The 17016-nt window shown below is 71.6% G+C and carries 19 protein-coding genes; 10 read left to right on the top strand and 9 right to left on the bottom strand.

Annotated elements, in window-relative coordinates; translation table 11 throughout:
* Positions 1-146 precede the first annotated feature (146 nt).
* The 3 genes from AW274_RS16280 to AW274_RS16270 are packed head-to-tail and all read left to right on the top strand — an operon-like array spanning position 147 to position 1748.
* Positions 147-1061: a hypothetical protein gene (locus tag AW274_RS16280; RefSeq protein WP_062432473.1), complete on the top strand. Its 915-nt coding sequence runs from the start codon at positions 147-149 to the stop codon at positions 1059-1061.
* Between the two features lie 22 nt (positions 1062-1083).
* A complete protein-coding gene (locus AW274_RS16275; protein WP_062432470.1) occupies positions 1084-1365 on the top strand; it encodes an ArsR/SmtB family transcription factor in 282 nt (93 codons plus the stop codon).
* Positions 1362-1748 (top strand): VOC family protein, encoded by a 387-nt coding sequence (locus AW274_RS16270; RefSeq protein ID WP_062432466.1) that lies wholly within the window; start codon positions 1362-1364, stop codon positions 1746-1748. The genes AW274_RS16275 and AW274_RS16270 overlap by 4 nt, the downstream gene beginning before the upstream one ends.
* On the opposite strand, the gene AW274_RS16265 is transcribed toward AW274_RS16270, so the two are convergent.
* Positions 1723-3501: an ABC transporter ATP-binding protein gene (locus AW274_RS16265; RefSeq protein WP_232320144.1), complete on the bottom strand. Its 1779-nt coding sequence runs from the start codon at positions 3499-3501 to the stop codon at positions 1723-1725. The two genes, AW274_RS16270 and AW274_RS16265, sit on opposite strands and share 26 nt — an antisense overlap.
* 195 nt (positions 3502-3696) lie before the next feature.
* Between AW274_RS16265 and AW274_RS16260 the strand changes: the two genes are divergently transcribed.
* The 3 genes from AW274_RS16260 to AW274_RS16250 all read left to right on the top strand — a co-directional run bounded on the left by AW274_RS16260 (position 3697) and on the right by AW274_RS16250 (position 5883).
* On the top strand, positions 3697-4041 hold the full coding sequence (locus AW274_RS16260) for a hypothetical protein (protein ID WP_062432460.1): 345 nt from the start codon (positions 3697-3699) through the stop codon (positions 4039-4041).
* Positions 4042-4147: 106 nt separating this feature from the next.
* A complete protein-coding gene (gene pnuC / locus AW274_RS16255) occupies positions 4148-4765 on the top strand; it encodes a nicotinamide riboside transporter PnuC (protein ID WP_062432457.1) in 618 nt (205 codons plus the stop codon).
* Positions 4762-5883, top strand: coding sequence for an AAA family ATPase (locus AW274_RS16250; RefSeq protein WP_062432454.1), 1122 nt, complete (start codon positions 4762-4764; stop codon positions 5881-5883). The genes pnuC and AW274_RS16250 overlap by 4 nt, the downstream gene beginning before the upstream one ends.
* Here AW274_RS16250 and AW274_RS16245 read toward each other — a convergent pair.
* From AW274_RS16245 to AW274_RS16230, 4 genes are read right to left on the bottom strand one after another with little or no spacing between them, the layout of a single operon-like run.
* Positions 5831-6508, bottom strand: a complete 678-nt coding sequence (locus tag AW274_RS16245) for a GNAT family N-acetyltransferase (RefSeq protein ID WP_062432451.1) — start codon at positions 6506-6508, stop codon at positions 5831-5833. The genes AW274_RS16250 and AW274_RS16245 overlap by 53 nt on opposite strands.
* Positions 6508-7452, bottom strand: coding sequence for an ABC transporter substrate-binding protein (locus tag AW274_RS16240; protein WP_062432448.1), 945 nt, complete (start codon positions 7450-7452; stop codon positions 6508-6510). The genes AW274_RS16245 and AW274_RS16240 overlap by 1 nt, the downstream gene beginning before the upstream one ends.
* A gap of 12 nt (positions 7453-7464) precedes the next feature.
* Positions 7465-8190 (bottom strand): amino acid ABC transporter ATP-binding protein, encoded by a 726-nt coding sequence (locus AW274_RS16235; protein WP_062432446.1) that lies wholly within the window; start codon positions 8188-8190, stop codon positions 7465-7467.
* Positions 8187-9041, bottom strand: a complete 855-nt coding sequence (locus AW274_RS16230; RefSeq protein WP_062432444.1) for an amino acid ABC transporter permease — start codon at positions 9039-9041, stop codon at positions 8187-8189. The genes AW274_RS16235 and AW274_RS16230 overlap by 4 nt, the downstream gene beginning before the upstream one ends.
* A gap of 105 nt (positions 9042-9146) precedes the next feature.
* On the opposite strand from AW274_RS16230, the gene AW274_RS16225 reads away from it, so the two are divergent.
* Positions 9147-9986: an LLM class oxidoreductase gene (locus AW274_RS16225; RefSeq protein ID WP_062432439.1), complete on the top strand. Its 840-nt coding sequence runs from the start codon at positions 9147-9149 to the stop codon at positions 9984-9986.
* On the opposite strand, the gene AW274_RS16220 is transcribed toward AW274_RS16225, so the two are convergent.
* On the bottom strand, positions 9983-10360 hold the full coding sequence (locus AW274_RS16220) for a hypothetical protein (RefSeq protein WP_157520317.1): 378 nt from the start codon (positions 10358-10360) through the stop codon (positions 9983-9985). The two genes, AW274_RS16225 and AW274_RS16220, sit on opposite strands and share 4 nt — an antisense overlap.
* Before the next feature lie 133 nt (positions 10361-10493).
* On the opposite strand from AW274_RS16220, the gene AW274_RS16215 reads away from it, so the two are divergent.
* Positions 10494-13229, top strand: a complete 2736-nt coding sequence (locus AW274_RS16215) for an Ig-like domain repeat protein (protein ID WP_062432434.1) — start codon at positions 10494-10496, stop codon at positions 13227-13229.
* Here AW274_RS16215 and AW274_RS16210 read toward each other — a convergent pair.
* Positions 13190-13879 (bottom strand): GNAT family N-acetyltransferase, encoded by a 690-nt coding sequence (locus tag AW274_RS16210; protein ID WP_063813390.1) that lies wholly within the window; start codon positions 13877-13879, stop codon positions 13190-13192. The genes AW274_RS16215 and AW274_RS16210 overlap by 40 nt on opposite strands.
* A gap of 17 nt (positions 13880-13896) precedes the next feature.
* Here AW274_RS16210 and AW274_RS16205 point away from each other — a divergent pair, with 17 nt between their 5' ends.
* On the top strand, positions 13897-14505 hold the full coding sequence (locus AW274_RS16205) for a DNA-3-methyladenine glycosylase family protein (protein WP_062432431.1): 609 nt from the start codon (positions 13897-13899) through the stop codon (positions 14503-14505).
* Here the strand turns inward: AW274_RS16205 and AW274_RS16200 are convergent.
* Positions 14493-15029 (bottom strand): GNAT family N-acetyltransferase, encoded by a 537-nt coding sequence (locus AW274_RS16200; protein ID WP_062432428.1) that lies wholly within the window; start codon positions 15027-15029, stop codon positions 14493-14495. The two genes, AW274_RS16205 and AW274_RS16200, sit on opposite strands and share 13 nt — an antisense overlap.
* 109 nt (positions 15030-15138) lie before the next feature.
* Here AW274_RS16200 and AW274_RS16195 point away from each other — a divergent pair, with 109 nt between their 5' ends.
* Positions 15139-15690, top strand: a complete 552-nt coding sequence (locus AW274_RS16195; RefSeq protein ID WP_062432425.1) for a 1,2-dihydroxy-3-keto-5-methylthiopentene dioxygenase — start codon at positions 15139-15141, stop codon at positions 15688-15690.
* Here AW274_RS16195 and AW274_RS16190 read toward each other — a convergent pair.
* The gene (locus tag AW274_RS16190; protein ID WP_062432422.1) at positions 15674-17008 is read right to left on the bottom strand and encodes an NAD(P)/FAD-dependent oxidoreductase; all 1335 of its coding nucleotides are present in this window, start codon (positions 17006-17008) and stop codon (positions 15674-15676) included. The two genes, AW274_RS16195 and AW274_RS16190, sit on opposite strands and share 17 nt — an antisense overlap.
* Positions 17009-17016 lie beyond the last annotated feature (8 nt).

The following is a 17016-nucleotide window of genomic DNA, read 5'->3' as shown; positions in this document are numbered from 1 at the left end:
GCGGGCCGTGGCACCATCCTCGGCATGGTCACGACGTTCTACCGAGTCGGCTAGCGCTCCGCCAGCCACTCTGAGGCCCAGCCCGCGGCTGGCGAAGCGGGAACCGGCCATTCTGCCGTTCCCGGGCGCCGACCCGGAGTTGCGTCATGCCCACAGAGTTCCTCGTCCGTACCGTCACCGGCCTGGAAGACCTGACCGCCGCCGAGCTCACCGAAGCCGGTCACCGCGTCGTCGACGTCACCAAACGCCAGCTCGTCGTGGCGGCCGCCGGGCCGATCACGACCCGCCTGGCCGACGACCTGTTCGCCGTGCGAGCGGTCGTCCCCGATCCCGGCCGCACCCGTGACGGCCTCCGGCGGGCCGCCGCCCGTCTCACCGCCGGCCTCGCGCCCGACGGCCCCGTCGGCGTCACCGCGTCGTTCACCGGAACCCGGAACTTCAGCCGGTTCGACGTCGAGGACGCCGTGGGCGCACGCCTCGGCCGGCCCTACTTCTCACGCCGGCACGGCACTCCCCCGCCGCCGGGCACCCCCGATCTGCGGGTGACCCTCGACGGGAAGGCGATGTGGCTGGGGGCGCGTCCGCACGCCGTGCCGCTGCACCGGCGGGCCTGGCGGAGGGCCACGGTGGTCGGCAGCCTGCATCCGCCGGTCGCCGCCGCGATGGCCCGCCTCGCCGGCATCCGGCCGGGTCACGTGGTCTTCGACCCGTGTTGCGGGGCCGGGACGCTGCTCGTCGAGGCGCGGATACAGGTTCCCGGCGCCCGCTATCACGGCACGGACGTCGACCCGGCCGCGATCGAGGCCGCGCGCCTCAACGATCCGGCGATCGGGTGGCGTACAGAACCGGAAGAACCCGACCGGGTGCTGGCCAATCCGCCCTGGGGGGTGCGCCTGCCGGGCGACGTGGTCCCTTCGGAGAGGTGGCCGGAGGCCGGGAGGCTGGTGGCGATCCTGGGGCCGGAGCAGCGGCTCGACCGGCGGTGGACGACCGTCGCCGAACACCCGCTGACCGTGGCCGGGAGGCATCCGCGGATCGTCGTCGCCTTGATAGGCAAGTAGCGACTTGCCTATACTCCTGCGGGTGGGTGACATCTACAAAGCCCTCGCCGACCCCACCCGCAGGAAGATCCTCGACGAGCTGACCGACCGGAACGGTCAGACGTTGTTCGAGATCTGCGCCCGGCTGGGCGCCAAGCACCAGATCGCCTCGACGCGCCAAGCGGTCTCGCAGCACCTCGACGTGCTGGAGGCGGCCGGGCTCGTCGAGGTCCGCCGGGAGGGCCGGTACAAGTTCCATTTCATCGACCCCGGGCCGCTGCGGCAGATCGCCGAGCGGTGGATTCCTTCGGAGGGACCACCATGAAGATCACCATGATGAGCGTCATGGTCGACGACCAGGACAAGGGCCTGGCGTTCTACACCGACGTCCTCGGCTTCGTGAAGAAGACCGAGATCCCGATGGGCGAGTTCCGCTGGCTCACGGTCGTCTCGCCCGAGCAGCCGGACGGGACCGAGCTCGTGATCGAGCCCGACGCCCATCCGGCCGCCAAGCCGTGGAAGGCCGCCCTGGTCGCCGACGGCATCCCGGTGGTCGTCTTCGAGGTCGGCGACGTCCACAAGGAGTTCGAGCGGCTCAAGGGCCTCGGCGTGCGGTTCACCCAGGAGCCGGCGGACATGGGGCCGGTGACGACCGCCGTGTTCGACGACACCTGTGGCAACCTCATCCAGATCCACGCCCCGAACTGACGGTCTGCTCCTCCTCCTCGACGAGGAAGCCGCCCGACTGGTGGTGCCAGAGCCGCGAGTAGGGACCCTCGCCCGCCAGCAGTTCGGCGTGGGAACCCTGTTCGACGACCTGGCCCCGGTCGAGCACGACCAGGCGGTCCATCCGCACGACCGTGCTGAGCCGGTGGGCGACCACCAGCGCGGTCCGGTCGCGCATGAGCCGCCAGAGCGCCTCCTGCACCAGCAGCTCACTCTCGGAGTCGAGCGCGCTGGTGGCCTCGTCGAGCAGCAGGATCGGGGCATCGCGCAGGATCGCCCGCGCGAGCGCGACCCGCTGCCGCTGGCCGCCCGACAACTTCACGCCGCGTTCGCCGACGAGGGTGTCGAAGCCCATCGGCAGGCCCTCGACGAACTCGGTCACGTGGGCGGCGCGGGCCGCCTCCATGATCTCGGCCTCGGAGGCCCCCGGCCGGGCGAAGGCGATGTTCTCCCGCAGCGTGCGGTGGAACATCGCCGGGTCCTGCGGCACGTAGGCGATCAGGCCGCGCAGGTCGGCCTGCCGCATCCGGCTGACGTCCTGGCCGCCGACGAGGATCCGGCCGCCCTGGATGTCCATCAGCCGCAGCAGCAGCCGGGTCAGCGTGGTCTTGCCGCCGCCCGACCGGCCCACCAGGCCGATCTTCGTGCCGCTCGGCACGTCGAGGTCGAGCCCGTCGAACAAGGGCGGGTTGCCCTCGTGGGCGAAGACGACCCGTTCGAACCGCACTCCGGCGTCGGCCGCGCCCAGGGCCTGCGCCTGCGGATGGTCGACGACCTTCGGCGGTTCGAGCAGCAGCTCGGTGAACTGCGCCGCCTCGGTGAGCGTGCTCTCCAGGCGGCGGTAGACCTGGTTGAACTCGAACATGATGCCGGTGGCGTGGGCGTAGTAGGTGAAGGTCACCATGAGCGCCTCGACGCCGAGCCCGCCGTGCAGGACCACCGCGAGCAGCACGCCGATCGTGCTGGTGAGCACCGACATCGGCGCCACGACCACGTCGACGCGCAGGTTGCCGTAGTCCCACGACCGCAACTGCGCCCGGCGCAGCTCGGCCAGCCTCTTCCGGGTCTCGACCGCCTCACGGTCTTCGGCCGCGAAGGCCCGGACCGTGTCCATGTTGGACAGCACGTCGGCGACGTGCCCGGACACCCGGACGTGGGCCCCCTCGCGCACGTTGACCAGCCGCTGCCGGCGCACGATGAACGGCGCCGCCAGGAACCCGGTCAGCACGATCAGGCCGACCAGCACGAGCACCAGCACCGGGTGGTACTGCCAGAGCACGACCGCGGCGAACACCAGCGGCAGCACCTTCGAGATGATCCCGAAGATGAGGGTGTCGATGAACCCCTCGAACGACCGGGAGAACCCGAGCACCCGCTTCGTGAGCGACCCCGCGAAGTTGTCGTGGAAGAACGCGGCGTCCTTGGCGAGCAGTTCGTCCATGCCGATGACGCCCAGGTCCTCCATGCCCCGCGCGTCGATGCGGTTGATGAAGTGGAGCCCGACCCGCCAGATGATCTCGCCGAGCAGCAGCATCCCGCCGAACCCGAGGACGTACGGGAAGAGCGTGCCGATGCCGCTTTCCCCGGCGGCAAGGCGGCCGACCAGGGAGGCCACCAGGAGCGGGGCCACGTAGAAGAGACAGATGTTGCCCAGTGCCGGAAGGAACAGGGCGGGGGTGGCCACGGGCCACTTGAGGCGGATCTGCGTTAAGTAGTAGCGGAGTACGAGTTTCACCGCTGATTTCGGTGGATCCGGTGTGTCACCTGATTCCGTCATTGACATGCGCCCCCAATCGCTGACCGCATCCATCGTTTCGCAGCGGGTGAACGGGAGGCCAACGGTTTTCGTCGTGTCGATCTTGGACACGGACCGTCACGGGCTGAATACTCGACGCGCTCCCCCCTGGAAACCCTCTCTACAGGAGTGACGATGCGCTACCTGAGCATCTCCTTCGCCGTGCTCGCGGCGGGAGCCTGCCTTTCCATGTCCACCCCGGCCGGGGCCACCACCACGCCGGTCTCGGCCCCGGCGGTCGTCGACGGTTACCAGATCGTGACGCTGCCCAACGCCAACGTGCCGAACTTCCAGCGGCGCACCGCCCTCTGCCCCGCGGGCAAGCGGGTCATCGGCGGCGGCGCCGAGGCCCAGGGCAACGAGGCGATCCTCGTCGGCTCGTTCCCGACCCCGGCCGGCAACGGCTGGATCGGCCTCGGCCGTCAGCCCGGCAACGCCACCGTCGGCATCAGCGTGTTCGCCATCTGCGCGAACGCCTGATCCGGCGCCCTCCGCCACGGCCCTTTCCGGGCCGTGGCGGCCCCCACTCCGATTCGGCGGGCCGAATTGATATCGTCCTGGCGACGATTAGGAGTGTTTGGGCACTATGACCGATCTGCTCGGACCGTTACTCGATCCCGCCTTCACCCTGGGCGGCGTGCCCACGAGCTGGGCGGAACTCCTCGGATTCGCCACCGGCCTGCTGACCGTGTGGATGGTGGCCCGGCAGAACATCTGGAACTGGCCGCTCGGCATCGCCAACGTCCTCCTCCTCGGGCTGGTCTTCCTCACCGTCGGGCTCTACGCCGACGCCGCCCTGCAGATCGTCTACGTCGTCCTCGGCGTCTACGGCTGGTGGCAGTGGGCCTACGGCGGCGTCGACCGCACCGCCCTGCGTGTCTCCCGGACCGCCCCCGCCGAATGGGCGTGGCTGGGGCTCGCCGGGGTCGCGCTCACGGCCCTGCTGACGGCGGCGCTGTCGGCCTACACCGACTCCTCGGTGCCGTTCTGGGACGCGCTGACCACGTCGTTGTCGCTGATGGCGACCTACGGGCAGACCCGCAAGCTGGTGGAGTCGTGGTGGCTCTGGATCGCCGCCGACGTGGTCTACATCCCGCTGTACGCGTACAAGAACCTGTTCCTGACCAGCGCCCTCTACGTGGTGTTCCTGGCGCTGTGCGTCATGGGCCTGCGGGCCTGGCGGGTGGCGGCGGTGGCCCGATGAGCTACGCGCACGGACTCGTCATCGGGAAGTTCTATCCCCCGCACGCCGGCCACCACCACCTCATCGACACCGCGGCGGAGCACTGCGACCTGGTCACGGTGGTCGTGGCGGCCAACGCGGTGGAGACGATCCCGCTCGCCGACCGCGCGGCGTGGCTGCGCGAGGCGCACCCCCAGCCCAACGTGGTGATCGCGCCGGTCGTGGACGACGCCCCGATCGACTACGACGACCCGGAGATCTGGACCGCCCACGTGGACGTCTTCCGGTTCGCCCTCGCCCTGGCCCACGGCCCCGGCGTGACCGTCGACGCGGTGTTCAGCTCCGAGGACTACGGCGACGAACTGGCCCGCCGCTTCGACGCCGTCCACGTGCCGGTCGACCCGGCCCGCGAGCGGCACCCGGTCAGCGGCACCCTGGCCAGGGAAAATCCGGTCGCGGCCTGGCCGTGGTTGCGCCCGGCGGTCCGGGCCCGCCTGGCGAGGCGGGTGGTCGTCGTCGGCGCGGAGTCGACCGGCACGACCACCCTGACCCGCGCGCTGACCGCCCACTACGCCGCGCGCGGCGGGGTGTGGGCGGCGACCCGCTGGGTGCCCGAATACGGCCGCACCTACTGCGAGGAGAAGCTGGCCCTGGCCCGCCGGGCGGCGAAGCTCGCCGGCGAGCCGGAGCCGTGGATGGACGACCTCGCGTGGCGGCCCGAGGAGTTCACCGTCGTCGCCGAACGCCAGCTGGCCTGGGAGGACGCCGCGGCGCGGGTGGGCTCGCCGGTGCTGTTCTGCGACACCGACCCCTTCGCGACCGCCCTGTGGCAGGAGCGGTACGCCGGGACCACCACCGAGGAGGTGTGGCGCGTCGCCGACCACTCCCGGCACGACCTGTGGATCCACACCAGCGTCGAGGGCGTGCCCTTCGAACAGGACGGCTGGCGCGACGGCGAGCACCTCCGGCACGCCATGGACGCGCGCTTCCGCGACCTGCTGACGGCGCGCGGCATGCCGCACCTGGTGGTGTCCGGCCCGCCCGCACAGCGGCTGGAGACGGCGGTGCGCGCGGTCGACGCCCTGTTCACCGGCCCGGCGCCCGGACCTGGCGGAACAGCCGCCGCGCCCGGAGGGTGAAGCCGAGCTTCTCGTACAGGCGGATGGCGGTCACGTTCGACGCCGAGGCGTGCATGAACGGGGTCTCGCCGCGTGCCCGGATGCCGGCCGCGACCGCGAGCACCAGCCGGGTGGCCAGCCCCTGCCCGCGGAACGAGGCGTCGGTGCAGACCGCGCTGATCTCGGTCCAGCCGGGTGGGTGCAGCCGCTCCCCCGCCATCGCGACGAGCTTGCCCTCGTGGCGTACGCCCAGGTAGACGCCCATCTCGATGGTCCGGGGCAGGAACGGCCCGGGTTCGGTGCGGGCCACCAGGTCGAGCATGTCGGGCACGTCGTCCGGGGTGAGCACGACGGCGTCGGCGAAGGGCTCGCCCCAGACCGCGCTGCCGTCGAGCTGCACCCCCTCGATGTCATGCACGATCTCCCAGCCGTCGGGGACGGGCGCCTCGAAGGTCAGGCTGACGGTCCTGCCGGGGCCGGCGAAGGCGGCGATGGCCGCCCAGTCGTCGAGTTCCGGCTCGCCGGCCACCCCGAGGAAGACCGACACGTCGGGCCGGTAGCGGCGCACGTTCCCCCGGACCTCGGCGAGGTGGGCGTGCGGGCCGGTCAGCGCCGCCCAGCCCGGGTTGTCGAGGACGTGGGCCATCAGCCCTCCTGCCGGGGAAGGCCGGGCGGGTTGATCTGCGACTGCGGGATGGCCTCGTTGCCCAGGCCCCAGCGATCGAGCACCTTCTGGTAGCTGCCGTCCTCGATGACCGTGTTGAGCGCCTCGTTGAGCGGCTTGACCAGGCCGTTGTCCTTCAGGGTCATGGCGGCGATGAGGCCCTGGAGGTCGGGCCCGGCGCCGGACGCGGTGCCGACGATCTTCGTGTCCCTGCCGACGGCGACGTTGTAGGCGATGTTCGGGTTCGGGCCGAAGTACGCCTGGATGCGGCCCGACTTCAGGGCCAGCAGGGCGTCGCCGTAGAGGTTGTAGTAGGAGATCTCGGCGGGCTTGAGGCCGGCGTCCTTGTTCTGCTCGTCCCAGTCGAGCAGGATCTTCTCCTGGTTGGTGCCGGAGCCGACCGAGACCTTCAGGCCGGCGATGTCGGCGGGCTTGGCGATGGCGGTGATCGGGCTGTTCGCGGCCACCTGCCAGGCGAGCTGGTCGACGCGGTAGGTCGCGAAGTCGTAGACGTCCTTGCGTTCCTCCGTGACGGTCACGTTGTTGAAGACCGCCTCCAGCTTGCCCGACCTGGCGCCGACGAAGAGGTTCTCCCAGGAGCTGATCTCACTGGCGTACTCCAGGCCGAGCACGTCGGCGACCAGCTGGGCGAGGTCGGTCTCGACGCCGATGTAGGTGGTGTCGTCGTCGGCCAGGAAGCCGAGGGGCGGCGCGCCCTCTCCGCTGTGCCCGACGAGCAGCTTGCCGTCGGCGGCGACGGCGGGCGGGACCTGGGCGGCGATGGCGTCGACCTTCTGGGCCCGGATGCGCTGCTGGTCGGGGCTGGTGTTCACCGTCGATCCCGCCGCCGTCGTGGTCGGGGGTTCGTTCGCGCCGCAGGCGGCGAGGAGGATCAGCAGGGCCGCGGGCACGGCGAATCGGCGCATGGGAGGTCTCCTTCAGAGGACGCGGCTGATGAACGCGCGGGTGCGTTCGTGCTGGGGGTGGTCGATGACCTGGCCGGGCGGTCCATGCTCGACGACGAGGCCCTCGTCGAGGAAGACGACGGTGTCGGCGGCCTCGCGGGCGAAGCCGATCTCGTGCGTGACGACGACCATGGTGGTGCCCGACCGGGCCAGGTCGCGCATGACGTCGAGGACCTCTCCGACCAGCTCGGGGTCGAGGGCGGAGGTGGGCTCGTCGAACAGCACGACCTTCGGGTCGAGGGCCAGCGCGCGGGCGATGGCGACCCGCTGCCGCTGGCCGCCCGACAGCGTGCCCGGATAGGCGTCGGCCTTGTCGGACAGGCCCACCCGCAGGAGCAGGCGGTCGACGGCCAAGGCGACCTCGGCCTTCGGGCGGCGCTGGGCCGACAGGGGGGCCTCGGCGATGTTCTCCCGTACGGTCAGGTGGGGGAACAGGTTGAAGTTCTGGAAGACGAAGCCGATCTCCGTACGCTGCCGGAGGATCTCCCGTTCGCCGCGGTGGCCGATGAGCCGCCCGTCGACGTGCACGGTGCCGGCGTCGGGTCTCTCCAGGTGGTTGATCGTACGCAGCAGCGTCGACTTGCCCGAGCCCGACGGACCCAGGACGACCGCGACCTCCCCGGTGGCGACCTTCAGGCTGACGCCGCGCAGCACGTGCAGGGCGCCGAAGCTCTTGTGGACCCCGTCGATCTCGATCATGACCGGCCCCGTCCGTAGTGGCGTTCGACGTAGTGCTGGACCACCGACATGACCGTGGTCAGCGCGAGGTACCAGATGGCCGCGACCAGCAGCAGCGCGACTACCCGGCCGTTGCGCATGTAGATGACCTGGACCTGGTAGAAGAGCTCGGGCAGGGCCATGATGTAGACCACCGAGGTGCCCTTGACCAGGCCGATGATCTCGTTGCCGGCGTTGGGCACGATGCTCCGCATGGCCTGCGGCAGGATGATCCGGAAGAACCGCCGCACCCGGGGGATGCCCAGCGCGGCGGCGGCCTCGCGCTGACCGGGGTCGACCGCGAGCAGCCCGCCGCGCACGATCTCGGCGGCGTAGGCGGCCTGGTGCAGCGCCAGCCCGAGCGCGGCGGCGGTGACCGGCCCGATCAGGTCCATCGTGCCGACGGAGAAGAACGCGGGCCCGAACGGGATGCCGAACGACAGGCGCGGATAGAGCAGCGCCAGGTTGTACCAGAACAGCAGCTGCAGGATCAGCGGCACGGCCCGGAACACCCAGACGTACCCCCAGGCGACCGACGACAACAGCGGGTTGGGCGACAGCCGCATCACCGCGAGCACCCCGCCGAGGGCGAAGCCGAAGACGGTGCCGAGGGCGGTCAGCTCCAGCGTGAGCAGGACGGCGCGGAGCACCGAGGGCGCGAAGAGGTACTGGCCGACCACCTCCCACTCCCAGGCCGGATTGGTGACCAGCGAGTTGGCGGCCATGGCGAGCAGCAGCACCACTCCGGCGGCGGCCGGCCACCGGAGGGGATGCCGGGCAGGCGCCGCCTTCGGCCCGGTGGTGTGCCGGACGGCCGGCGCGGTTGTGGTCATGGACGGAAGCTCAGCACGTCGCCCGCATTTCCGTCAAGTCCTACTTGTTAAGTAGGTAATTATTCCCTACTATTCATGTAGGAAAAGTCCGTTCGAGGAGACCACATGACTCTGCAGCTGGCCGCCGCCCTCGACGGCGCCGGGTGGCACCCCGCCGCCTGGCGTGCCGAGGGCGCGAGCCCCGACGCCCTGTTCACCGCCGCCTACTGGACCTACCTGGTCCAGGAGGCCGAGCGAGGGCTGCTCGACTTCGTCACCTTCGAGGACGTCATCCGGCTGCGCACCTGTCCGGGCGACGAGGTGACCGGCCCGCTCGACGCCATGCTCCTGGCGACGGCGACCGCGCCGCTGACGTCCAGGATCGGACTGGTCCCGGCGGCGGCGGGCGCCGACGCGGCGGCCGGGCTGGCCGCCCTCGACCGGGCCGGCCCCGGCCGGGCGGGCTGGCACACCTCCGGCCAGCTGCGCCCCCGGCTGCCCGGACGCCCCCTCGTGACCACTCTGGCCGGCCCCGGCCTGCCGGTGGAGGCGGCGGCCCGCGCCGCCGACGTCGTGTTCGTCACCCCGCACGACCGCAGGGAGGCCGCCGCGCTGGCCGGCCGGGCCCGGCGCGCGGCCCCCGGCGTGACGGTGCTGGCCGACCTGGTCGTGTTCCTCGACGGCGCCGGCCTGAAGGAACGCCTCGACGACCTCGACGGCGCCGCCTTCGAGAGCGACGCCCACGTCTACTCGGGTTCGGCGACCGGCCTGGCCCACCTGCTGCTCGACTGGCAGGCGGCCGGGCTCGACGGCTTCCGGCTGAGGCCGGGCGTGCTCCCCCACGACCTGCGGGCGATCACCCGCCACGTGGTTCCGGCGCTGCGCGCCCGGGGCGCGTTCCGCTCGGCCTACCCGGCCGGCGACCTGCGGGCCCGGTTCACCGAGCGGTACGCCCGGGTGTCCTAGACGAACTCCTGGCGGGGCGGCGCCATCGGCAGCCGCCCCACCTCGGCGGCGACGCCGACGATGCGGGCGCGGGCCTCGGCCACGGCGGTGACGGGGGCGTCGCCGTCGACCGCGCCCGCGGCCTCCGAGAGCGACAACCCCGCCTCCCGCAACCGGGCCCGCAGTTCCCCGCTCTGCCGCCCGAGGGAGGCCAAGCGGCCTTCGGCCGTGCCGAGCTCGATGGCCGCCGACAGCACCTGGGCGAGCAGCCCGGCTGACGCGCCGCGCCACTCCGCCAGCAGCCGCGACCTGCGGTTTCGCGCCTCCGCAGGGTCGGCGGCGGCGAGGAGGCGCAGCTCCCGCGTCAGGGTCCGCATCCGGGTCTCAGGGGACATGGCAGCCAGATTTACCCATATTTCCTACAGAGTCAATAGGAAATTCCGGCGAAACATGATCAGGAGCCTGCGGTAACAAACCGCCCATACCGTCCGAATCGCAACACCCGGCTCGTACGAGTAAGGCTCCCCCTTGCGCATCTCCCTCCGCGGCACGGCCGCATTACTGTCCCTCGCCTGCGTCGCCACGTTCACCGCCGCCCCCGCCTCCGCCTCCGTCGAGGACGACTGGAGCGTCGACCGCGTGGCGGGCGGTTACCGAGTCACCCTGAACCTGGACGAGAAGCTCCCGATCGACTCGAGCGCCCCCTCGCTGCTCGCCGACGGGAAGGTGCTCGGCCCGGCCACCGAGTCTGCCGACGGGAAGTCCCTCTTCCTCGTCACCGCCGACCCGGCCGTCGCCTCGGCCGACGAGATCACCGCCGACGTGCTCGACGCCGCCCCGGCCGCGACCTCGCGCGCCGCGGCCGCCCTCGCCGAGGTCCAGAAGACCGTCCTCCCGGACGACCCCTCGACGCCGGGAACGTTCCAGGTCAAGGAAGGGGTGTACGACTTCGGCGACCAGGCGGTCCCGCTGCTCAACATCGGCGGCATCCGGGGCGAGCTCACCGGCAAGATCTACCTGCCGGTCTCCCGCGAGCGGAAGCCGCTCGTGGTCTTCCTGCACGGCCGGCACACCTCCTGCTACGGCACCGGGGCCACCAACCCCAACCGCTGGCCCTGCAAGCCGTCTCCCGACAGCACCTCGCAGCGCGCCACGATCCCCAGCTACATCGGCTACGACCTGCCCGCCCGCGCCCTGGCGAGCAACGGGTACACCGTCGTGTCGATCTCGGCCAACGCGATCAACTCCAACGACAACCAGCTCGCCGCCGACTACGGCGCGCAGGCCCGGGGCCAGCTGGTCCTCGACACGCTGACCATGCTGGAGAACGCCGACGACGGCGACCCGGTCGAGTACCACGACGCCTTCACCGGCCGCGACGTCACGCTGGCCCAGGCGCTGACGGGCGCGGTCACCCCGGCCGACCTGAAGCGGGCCTTCGACTTCCAGAACGTCGGCATCATGGGCCACTCGCGCGGCGGCGAGGGCGTGGTCGCGGCGGCCACGCTGAACGACGCGCTGCCGCTCCACCGGCAGTTCGGCATCAAGGCGGTGCTGCCGCTGGCGCCGGTCGACTACGACCGCATCTCGCTGCCCAACACCGTGACGGCCACGATCCTCCCGTACTGCGACGGCGACGTGGAGAACCTCATGGGCCAGCACATCGTGGACGACTCCCGGCACGGCTTCGACGACGACGTGCTGCGCTCGGCCGTGCTGGCGCAGGGCGCCAACCACAACTTCTTCAACACGATCTGGACGCCGGGCCTGTTCCCGGCGAGCACCGGCGACGACTGGTCGGTCGGCGGCAGCGGGGCCAACGACCCGGTCTGCAACCCGGCGGCGGCCACGACTCTGCGCCTGACCGCGCCGCAGCAGGAGAAGGTCGGCGCCGTCTACATGGCGGGCTTCTTCCGGCTCGTGCTCGGCGGCGAGAAGCGTTTCCTGCCGCTGTTCGACGGCTCGGCCGTCTCGGTCCCGTCGATCGCCTTCGCCGACGTGACCAGCGCCGCCACCCAGCCCGCCGCCTCGCGGACCGACCTGGCGACCTTCGAGAAGCCCGAGGCGAACGTCTCGGTGTCGGGTGAGGCCGCGCTCTGCTCCAGCATGGGCGGCACGGGCGGTCTCCAGATCCCGCAGGACCAGCCGTTCTGCGCGACCGCGACCAACCAGGCCGCGCTGCCCCACTGGTCACCCGCGACGTGGGCGTTCAACATCCCGTCGTCGCCGATGATGCGCCTGAAGTCGGGCACCGTCACCGTGTCGACGAGCGCCGATCTGTCCGGGTACGAGCAGCTCTCGGTCAAGGTCGCCGCCGACGAGACCGTGGCGACCTCCACCGACGTCACGATCACCGTCACCGACGGCGCCGGCACGACCTGGTCGTCGCCGGTCTCGGCGCTCAACCCCCGGGCCGTCACCCGGCTGCCCGGCTCCACCTCGGCCTGGCTGAAGAAGATCATCCTCCAGCAGGTCACCATCCCGCTCAGCACGACGGGCCTGAACCTGAAGGACGTCCGCCAGGTCTCCTTCACCGGTACGGGCGTCTACCTGTCCGACCTGTCGGCCGAGAACCGGGCGGTCGGCGCCCGGGTCCCCCAGCGGCAGATCGCGGTGGACGTCGCGCCGGCCCGGGTCGACGAAGGTTCCGGCCCGGGCACGGCGTCGATCGCTGTGGCGCTCTCGGCCCCCGCCGACCACGAGGTCACCGGCTACGTCAGCGTCTTCGGCTCGGCCACCGGCCGCGCCGGGATCTCGATGAAGAAGGTGGTCTTCGCCCCCGGCCAGACCTGCGTGACGGTCCAGGCGGGCACCCTCGGCGACACGGTCGCGACCGGCACGGCGTCGACGTCGTTCAAGGTCTCGGTCACCAACACGGCCGGCGCGGTCATGGGCGACGGGGGCTTCGGCACCCTCACCGTCCGCGAGGACGACGGCAACGTCACCACCCCCGCCTACGGCACCCCCGGGGAGGCGTGCGCCGAGTACCTCGCCTCGCTCAAGCCGGGCAACCTCATCGTGACGAACGCGGTGGTCGCGGGCGGCTCGAACCCCGTCACGGCGGGCGGCTACCGGGCCGGGGAGAGCGTGCAGTTCACCCTCGACGGCGTGGCCCTCGGCCGGGCGGTCGCCGACGCGTCGGGCACGGTCGCCTTCACCGTCGCGATCCCGGCGGGCACCCCCGCCGGGAAGGTCCTGATCAGCGCCGTCGGCGCGGGTTCGGGCTACACCGCCTCGGCGGTGTCGCGGGTCAGGGCCTCCTGAGGCCGCAGCACCCGGAACGTCACGTTCCGGGAGACGGTGAACCCGAGTGACTCGTAGAGCCTGACCGCGTTGACGTTGGCGGTGGCGGCGTGCAGGAACGGCCGGTCGCCCCGGTCGCGGACGCCCGCCACCACCGCCGACACCAGCCGTGACGCCAGACCCCGCCCCCGGTGGGCGGGGTCGGTGCACACGGCGCTGATCTCCGTCCACCCGGGCACCCGCAGCCGCTCCCCCGCCATCGCGATCAGCCGGCCCTCGTCGCGAAGGCCCAGGTAGGCGCCCATCTCGATGGTCCGCGGCCCGAACGGCCCCGGCTGGGTGCGGGCCACCAGGTCGAGCATCTCGGGCACGTCGGCCGGCCCCAGCACGCTCAGCGCGGGGTCGGCGGCCCCCGCCACCCCGGATCCCTCCATCTGGACGCCCGGCAGCGCGAAGAGCGTCTCCCAGTCGCCGGGGACCTCGCCGGTGTTGATCGTCAGCAGCTGCCCGTCGAAGGCGGCCCAGTCGTCCGGCCCGAAGGCGTCGGGCACCGCCGCGAAGGGCGACACGTCGCGGGGATAACGCCTGGTCCGGCCGCTCACGACGGCGAAGCGGGCGTGCGGCCCGGTCAGCGCGGCCCAGACGGGGTTGGCGAGGATGTCGGTTTCCACCCGACCATAATGGCCTGATGAGGCCGTACGACCACCTCGCGGGCGACCCCGTGCTCGCGCGCCTGATCGGCGAGGTGGGCGAACCCGACCCGTTCGCGTGGTTCAGCCCCGGGCGGTTCGGCCCGACTCACTTCTCCGGCCTGGTCCTGCACGTCGTCAGCCAGCAGATCTCCACGGCCGTGGCGTTCACGTTCTTCGACCGGATCAAGGCCGCGGCCGGCGGCTTCCCCACCCCCGAGGCGATCCTGGCCATGGGCGCCGAGCGGCTGCGGGAGTGCGGTCTGTCGGGCGCGAAGACGGCCTACCTGCTCGACCTGGCCCACCGGCAGGCCCGCGGCCTGCTCGACCTCGACGGCCTGGCCGGCCTCGCCGACGCCGAGGTGGTCGCGGCGCTGACCGAGGTGAAGGGGGTCGGCGTGTGGACGGCGCAGTCGTTCCTCATCGCCCAGCTCCACCGGCCCGACGTGCTGCCGGCCGGCGACCAGGGCATCCGGCGGGCCGTCGAGCGGGCCTGGCAGCTGGAGGGGCTGCCCTCCATCGCGGAGGTGCAGGCCAGAGGGCTGCCGTGGGCTCCTTACCGGACGTACGCCGCCGCCCTGTTGTGGCGGTACTTCTACGGGGCGTGAACCAGGCCCCACTCGTGCGACAGGGCGGCGTAGGTGGTCACGTCGTGCCAGCGGCCCTGGGTCTGGAACAGCTGCCGTACCGTGGCCTCGCGGCGGAGCCCGGCGTCGAGCATGATGCCCTCCATCAGCGGCTGGTCGTGGCGGTGGCAGGCCCAGACCCGGTGGATGCCGAGGTGGGTGAAGGCGTAGTCGATGAGCAGGCGGCCCGCCTGCGCGCCGCGCCCCTGGATCGGCGAGCCGGGCAGCAGCACCAGCCCGGTGATCATGGCGTTGCTGCCGTAGTCCTCCAGCAGCAGCCCGATCAGCCCGTGGACGGCCTCGCCGTCGGGCTCGGTGATGGCCAGGGTGATGCGCCGGTCGGAGCGCAGCCCGGCCAGGAAGGTGGCCCGCGCCCGGTCCTCGTCCATGCGGTCGACGCCCAGGTAGCGGGTGAGGACGGCGCTCGTGTAGACCTGCGTGTAGACCTTCAGGTCGGCGGGCCGCAGGCTGCGGAGTCGTACGTCGCGTCCGTGCAGATCGATCATCGGATGCGTCTTCCCAGGTCGGTGAAGTGTGTCGTCATGATCACGGAGCGTAGCAAATGACGTGATCATGCTATGGCGATCACCGGGCCGTGGTGGTTCCCTGGGAGGCATGACCTACCTCACCGTCTACGGCGAAGACGCCGAGCTCCTCCAGCGCACCGAGAACCCGGCCGAGATCGCCGCCGTCCTGGCCGAGATCGGCGTGCGCCTGCGCCACTGGGACCTCGTGCCGACCGGCCCGTCGGCCGACGACGTGCTGGCGGCGTACGCCGAGCAGATCGCCAAGGTCAACGCCGACGAGAGCTACACGTTCGTCGACGTCGTCCAGCTCGGTCCCGACGCCGACCCCGAGGTCGCGGCCGGGGCGCGGGCGAAGTTCCTGAACGAGCACACCCACGACGACGACGAGGTGCGCTTCTTCGCCCGCGGCGCCGGGATCTTCTACCTGCACCTGAACGGGAAGGTGCACGCCGTGCTCTGCGAGGCGGGCGACCTGCTGAGCGTGCCGGCCAAGACCACCCACTGGTTCGACATGGGCACCCGCCCCGACTTCTGCGCGGTGCGGTTCTTCCACGACGACGACGGCTGGGTCGGCGACTTCACCGGCGACACGATCTCGGCGCGCATCCCCGACTTCGACGCGATCACCGCCGCGCGTTAGCGGTCTCCTCCTGGCTGCGGGTGGCGAACTCGAACTCCTCGCGCGGCCGGGCCAGCGCGCCCAGGGCGACGACCTCGCGCTTGAAGAACAGCGCCAGCGTCCAGTCCATCAGGATGCGGGCCTTGCGGTTGAGGGTCGGCATCCGGGTCAGGTGGTAGGTCCGGTGCATGAACCAGGCCGGGAAGCCGCGCACCTGCACGCCGTAGACGTTCGCGACCCCCTTGTGGAGCCCGAGCGAGGCGACCGACCCGGCGTTCTTGTGCCGGTAGGGCGTGCGCCTGCGGCCGCGCATGGTGGCGATCAGGTTGTCGGCGAGCCGCTTGCTCTGCCTGACGGCGTGCTGGGCGTTGGGCGGGCAGAACTCGCCGGGCCGGGTCAGGTCGGGGACCGCTGCGGAGTCCCCGGCCGCGAAGGCGAAGTCAGTGCCCTCGATCAGCAGCTCGGCCGAGGCGGACACCCGGCCCCGGTCGCCCTGCGGCAGGTGCTCGACCAAGGGGTTGGCCTTCACCCCGGCCGTCCACACCAGCGTCTCGCACGGGATCGACTCGCCATCGTCGAGGACGACGACGTCGTGCTCGACCGACTTGACCCGGGTGTTCAGCCGCACGTCGATGCCGCGTTTGCGCAGCTCGTCGGTGGTCCACAGGCCCAGTTCCGGCCCCACCTCGGGCAGGATGTGGTCGCTGGCCTCGACCAGCACCCAGCGCATCGAGTCGCGGCTGATGCCGTGGAAGTAGCGGCACGCGTCGGCCGTCATGTCCTCCAGCTCGGCCAGCGCCTCCACCCCGGCGTAGCCGGCCCCGACGAAGACGAAGGTCAGCGCGCGGGCCCGGACGTCCGGGTCGTCGGTCGAGGCGGCCGTGTCGAGCTTGCCGAGGATGTGGTTGCGCAGGTGGGTGGCCTCTTCGACGGTCTTGAAGCCGATGCCGTTCTCGGCCAGCCCGGGGATCGGCAGCGTCTTGGTGATCGACCCGGGGCAGAAGACCAGGTAGTCGTAGTCGAGCACCTGCTCGGGCCCTTCCATGGGCGCGAACCGGGCCGACCTGCCGGCCAGGTCGATGTCGCAGATGCGGCCGCTGAGGATCCGGCAGCGGGGCAGCACCCGGCGCAGCGACACCACCACATGCCGGGGCTCCAGGTTGCCCGCCGCCGCCTCGGGGAGGAACGGCTGATAGGTCATGTACGAGTCGAGGTCGGCGATGGTGATGCCGACGCGGCCCTGCTTGAGCTCCTTGCGCAGCCTGCGCTGGAGCCGGAGGGCGACGTACATGCCGACGTTCCCCCCGCCGACCACCAGAATTCTGGATGAAGGGGTCATTCCAGACC

It is taken from the genome of Herbidospora daliensis (assembly GCF_001570585.1).
Taxonomy (GTDB): domain Bacteria; phylum Actinomycetota; class Actinomycetes; order Streptosporangiales; family Streptosporangiaceae; genus Herbidospora; species Herbidospora daliensis.
The sequence above is the reverse complement of the archived record's forward strand: the minus strand, read 5'-3'. Positions and strand labels throughout refer to the sequence as shown.

What these genes read in the sequence shown, in the direction of transcription:
- AW274_RS16280 (WP_062432473.1), top strand. Translation starts at nt 147, where the DNA reads ATGCCCACAGAGTTCCTCGTCCGTACCGTCACCGGCCTGGAAGACCTG.
- AW274_RS16270 (WP_062432466.1), top strand. Translation starts at nt 1,362, where the DNA reads ATGAAGATCACCATGATGAGCGTCATGGTCGACGACCAGGACAAGGGC.
- AW274_RS16260 (WP_062432460.1), top strand. Translation starts at nt 3,697, where the DNA reads ATGCGCTACCTGAGCATCTCCTTCGCCGTGCTCGCGGCGGGAGCCTGC.
- pnuC (WP_062432457.1), top strand. Translation starts at nt 4,148, where the DNA reads ATGACCGATCTGCTCGGACCGTTACTCGATCCCGCCTTCACCCTGGGC.
- AW274_RS16250 (WP_062432454.1), top strand. Translation starts at nt 4,762, where the DNA reads ATGAGCTACGCGCACGGACTCGTCATCGGGAAGTTCTATCCCCCGCAC.
- AW274_RS16245 (WP_062432451.1), bottom strand. Translation starts at nt 6,508, where the DNA reads ATGGCCCACGTCCTCGACAACCCGGGCTGGGCGGCGCTGACCGGCCCG.
- AW274_RS16240 (WP_062432448.1), bottom strand. Translation starts at nt 7,452, where the DNA reads ATGCGCCGATTCGCCGTGCCCGCGGCCCTGCTGATCCTCCTCGCCGCC.
- AW274_RS16235 (WP_062432446.1), bottom strand. Translation starts at nt 8,190, where the DNA reads ATGATCGAGATCGACGGGGTCCACAAGAGCTTCGGCGCCCTGCACGTG.
- AW274_RS16230 (WP_062432444.1), bottom strand. Translation starts at nt 9,041, where the DNA reads ATGACCACAACCGCGCCGGCCGTCCGGCACACCACCGGGCCGAAGGCG.
- AW274_RS16225 (WP_062432439.1), top strand. Translation starts at nt 9,147, where the DNA reads ATGACTCTGCAGCTGGCCGCCGCCCTCGACGGCGCCGGGTGGCACCCC.
- AW274_RS16220 (WP_157520317.1), bottom strand. Translation starts at nt 10,360, where the DNA reads ATGTCCCCTGAGACCCGGATGCGGACCCTGACGCGGGAGCTGCGCCTC.
- AW274_RS16205 (WP_062432431.1), top strand. Translation starts at nt 13,897, where the DNA reads ATGAGGCCGTACGACCACCTCGCGGGCGACCCCGTGCTCGCGCGCCTG.
- AW274_RS16200 (WP_062432428.1), bottom strand. Translation starts at nt 15,029, where the DNA reads ATGATCGATCTGCACGGACGCGACGTACGACTCCGCAGCCTGCGGCCC.
- AW274_RS16195 (WP_062432425.1), top strand. Translation starts at nt 15,139, where the DNA reads ATGACCTACCTCACCGTCTACGGCGAAGACGCCGAGCTCCTCCAGCGC.
- AW274_RS16190 (WP_062432422.1), bottom strand. Translation starts at nt 17,008, where the DNA reads ATGACCCCTTCATCCAGAATTCTGGTGGTCGGCGGGGGGAACGTCGGC.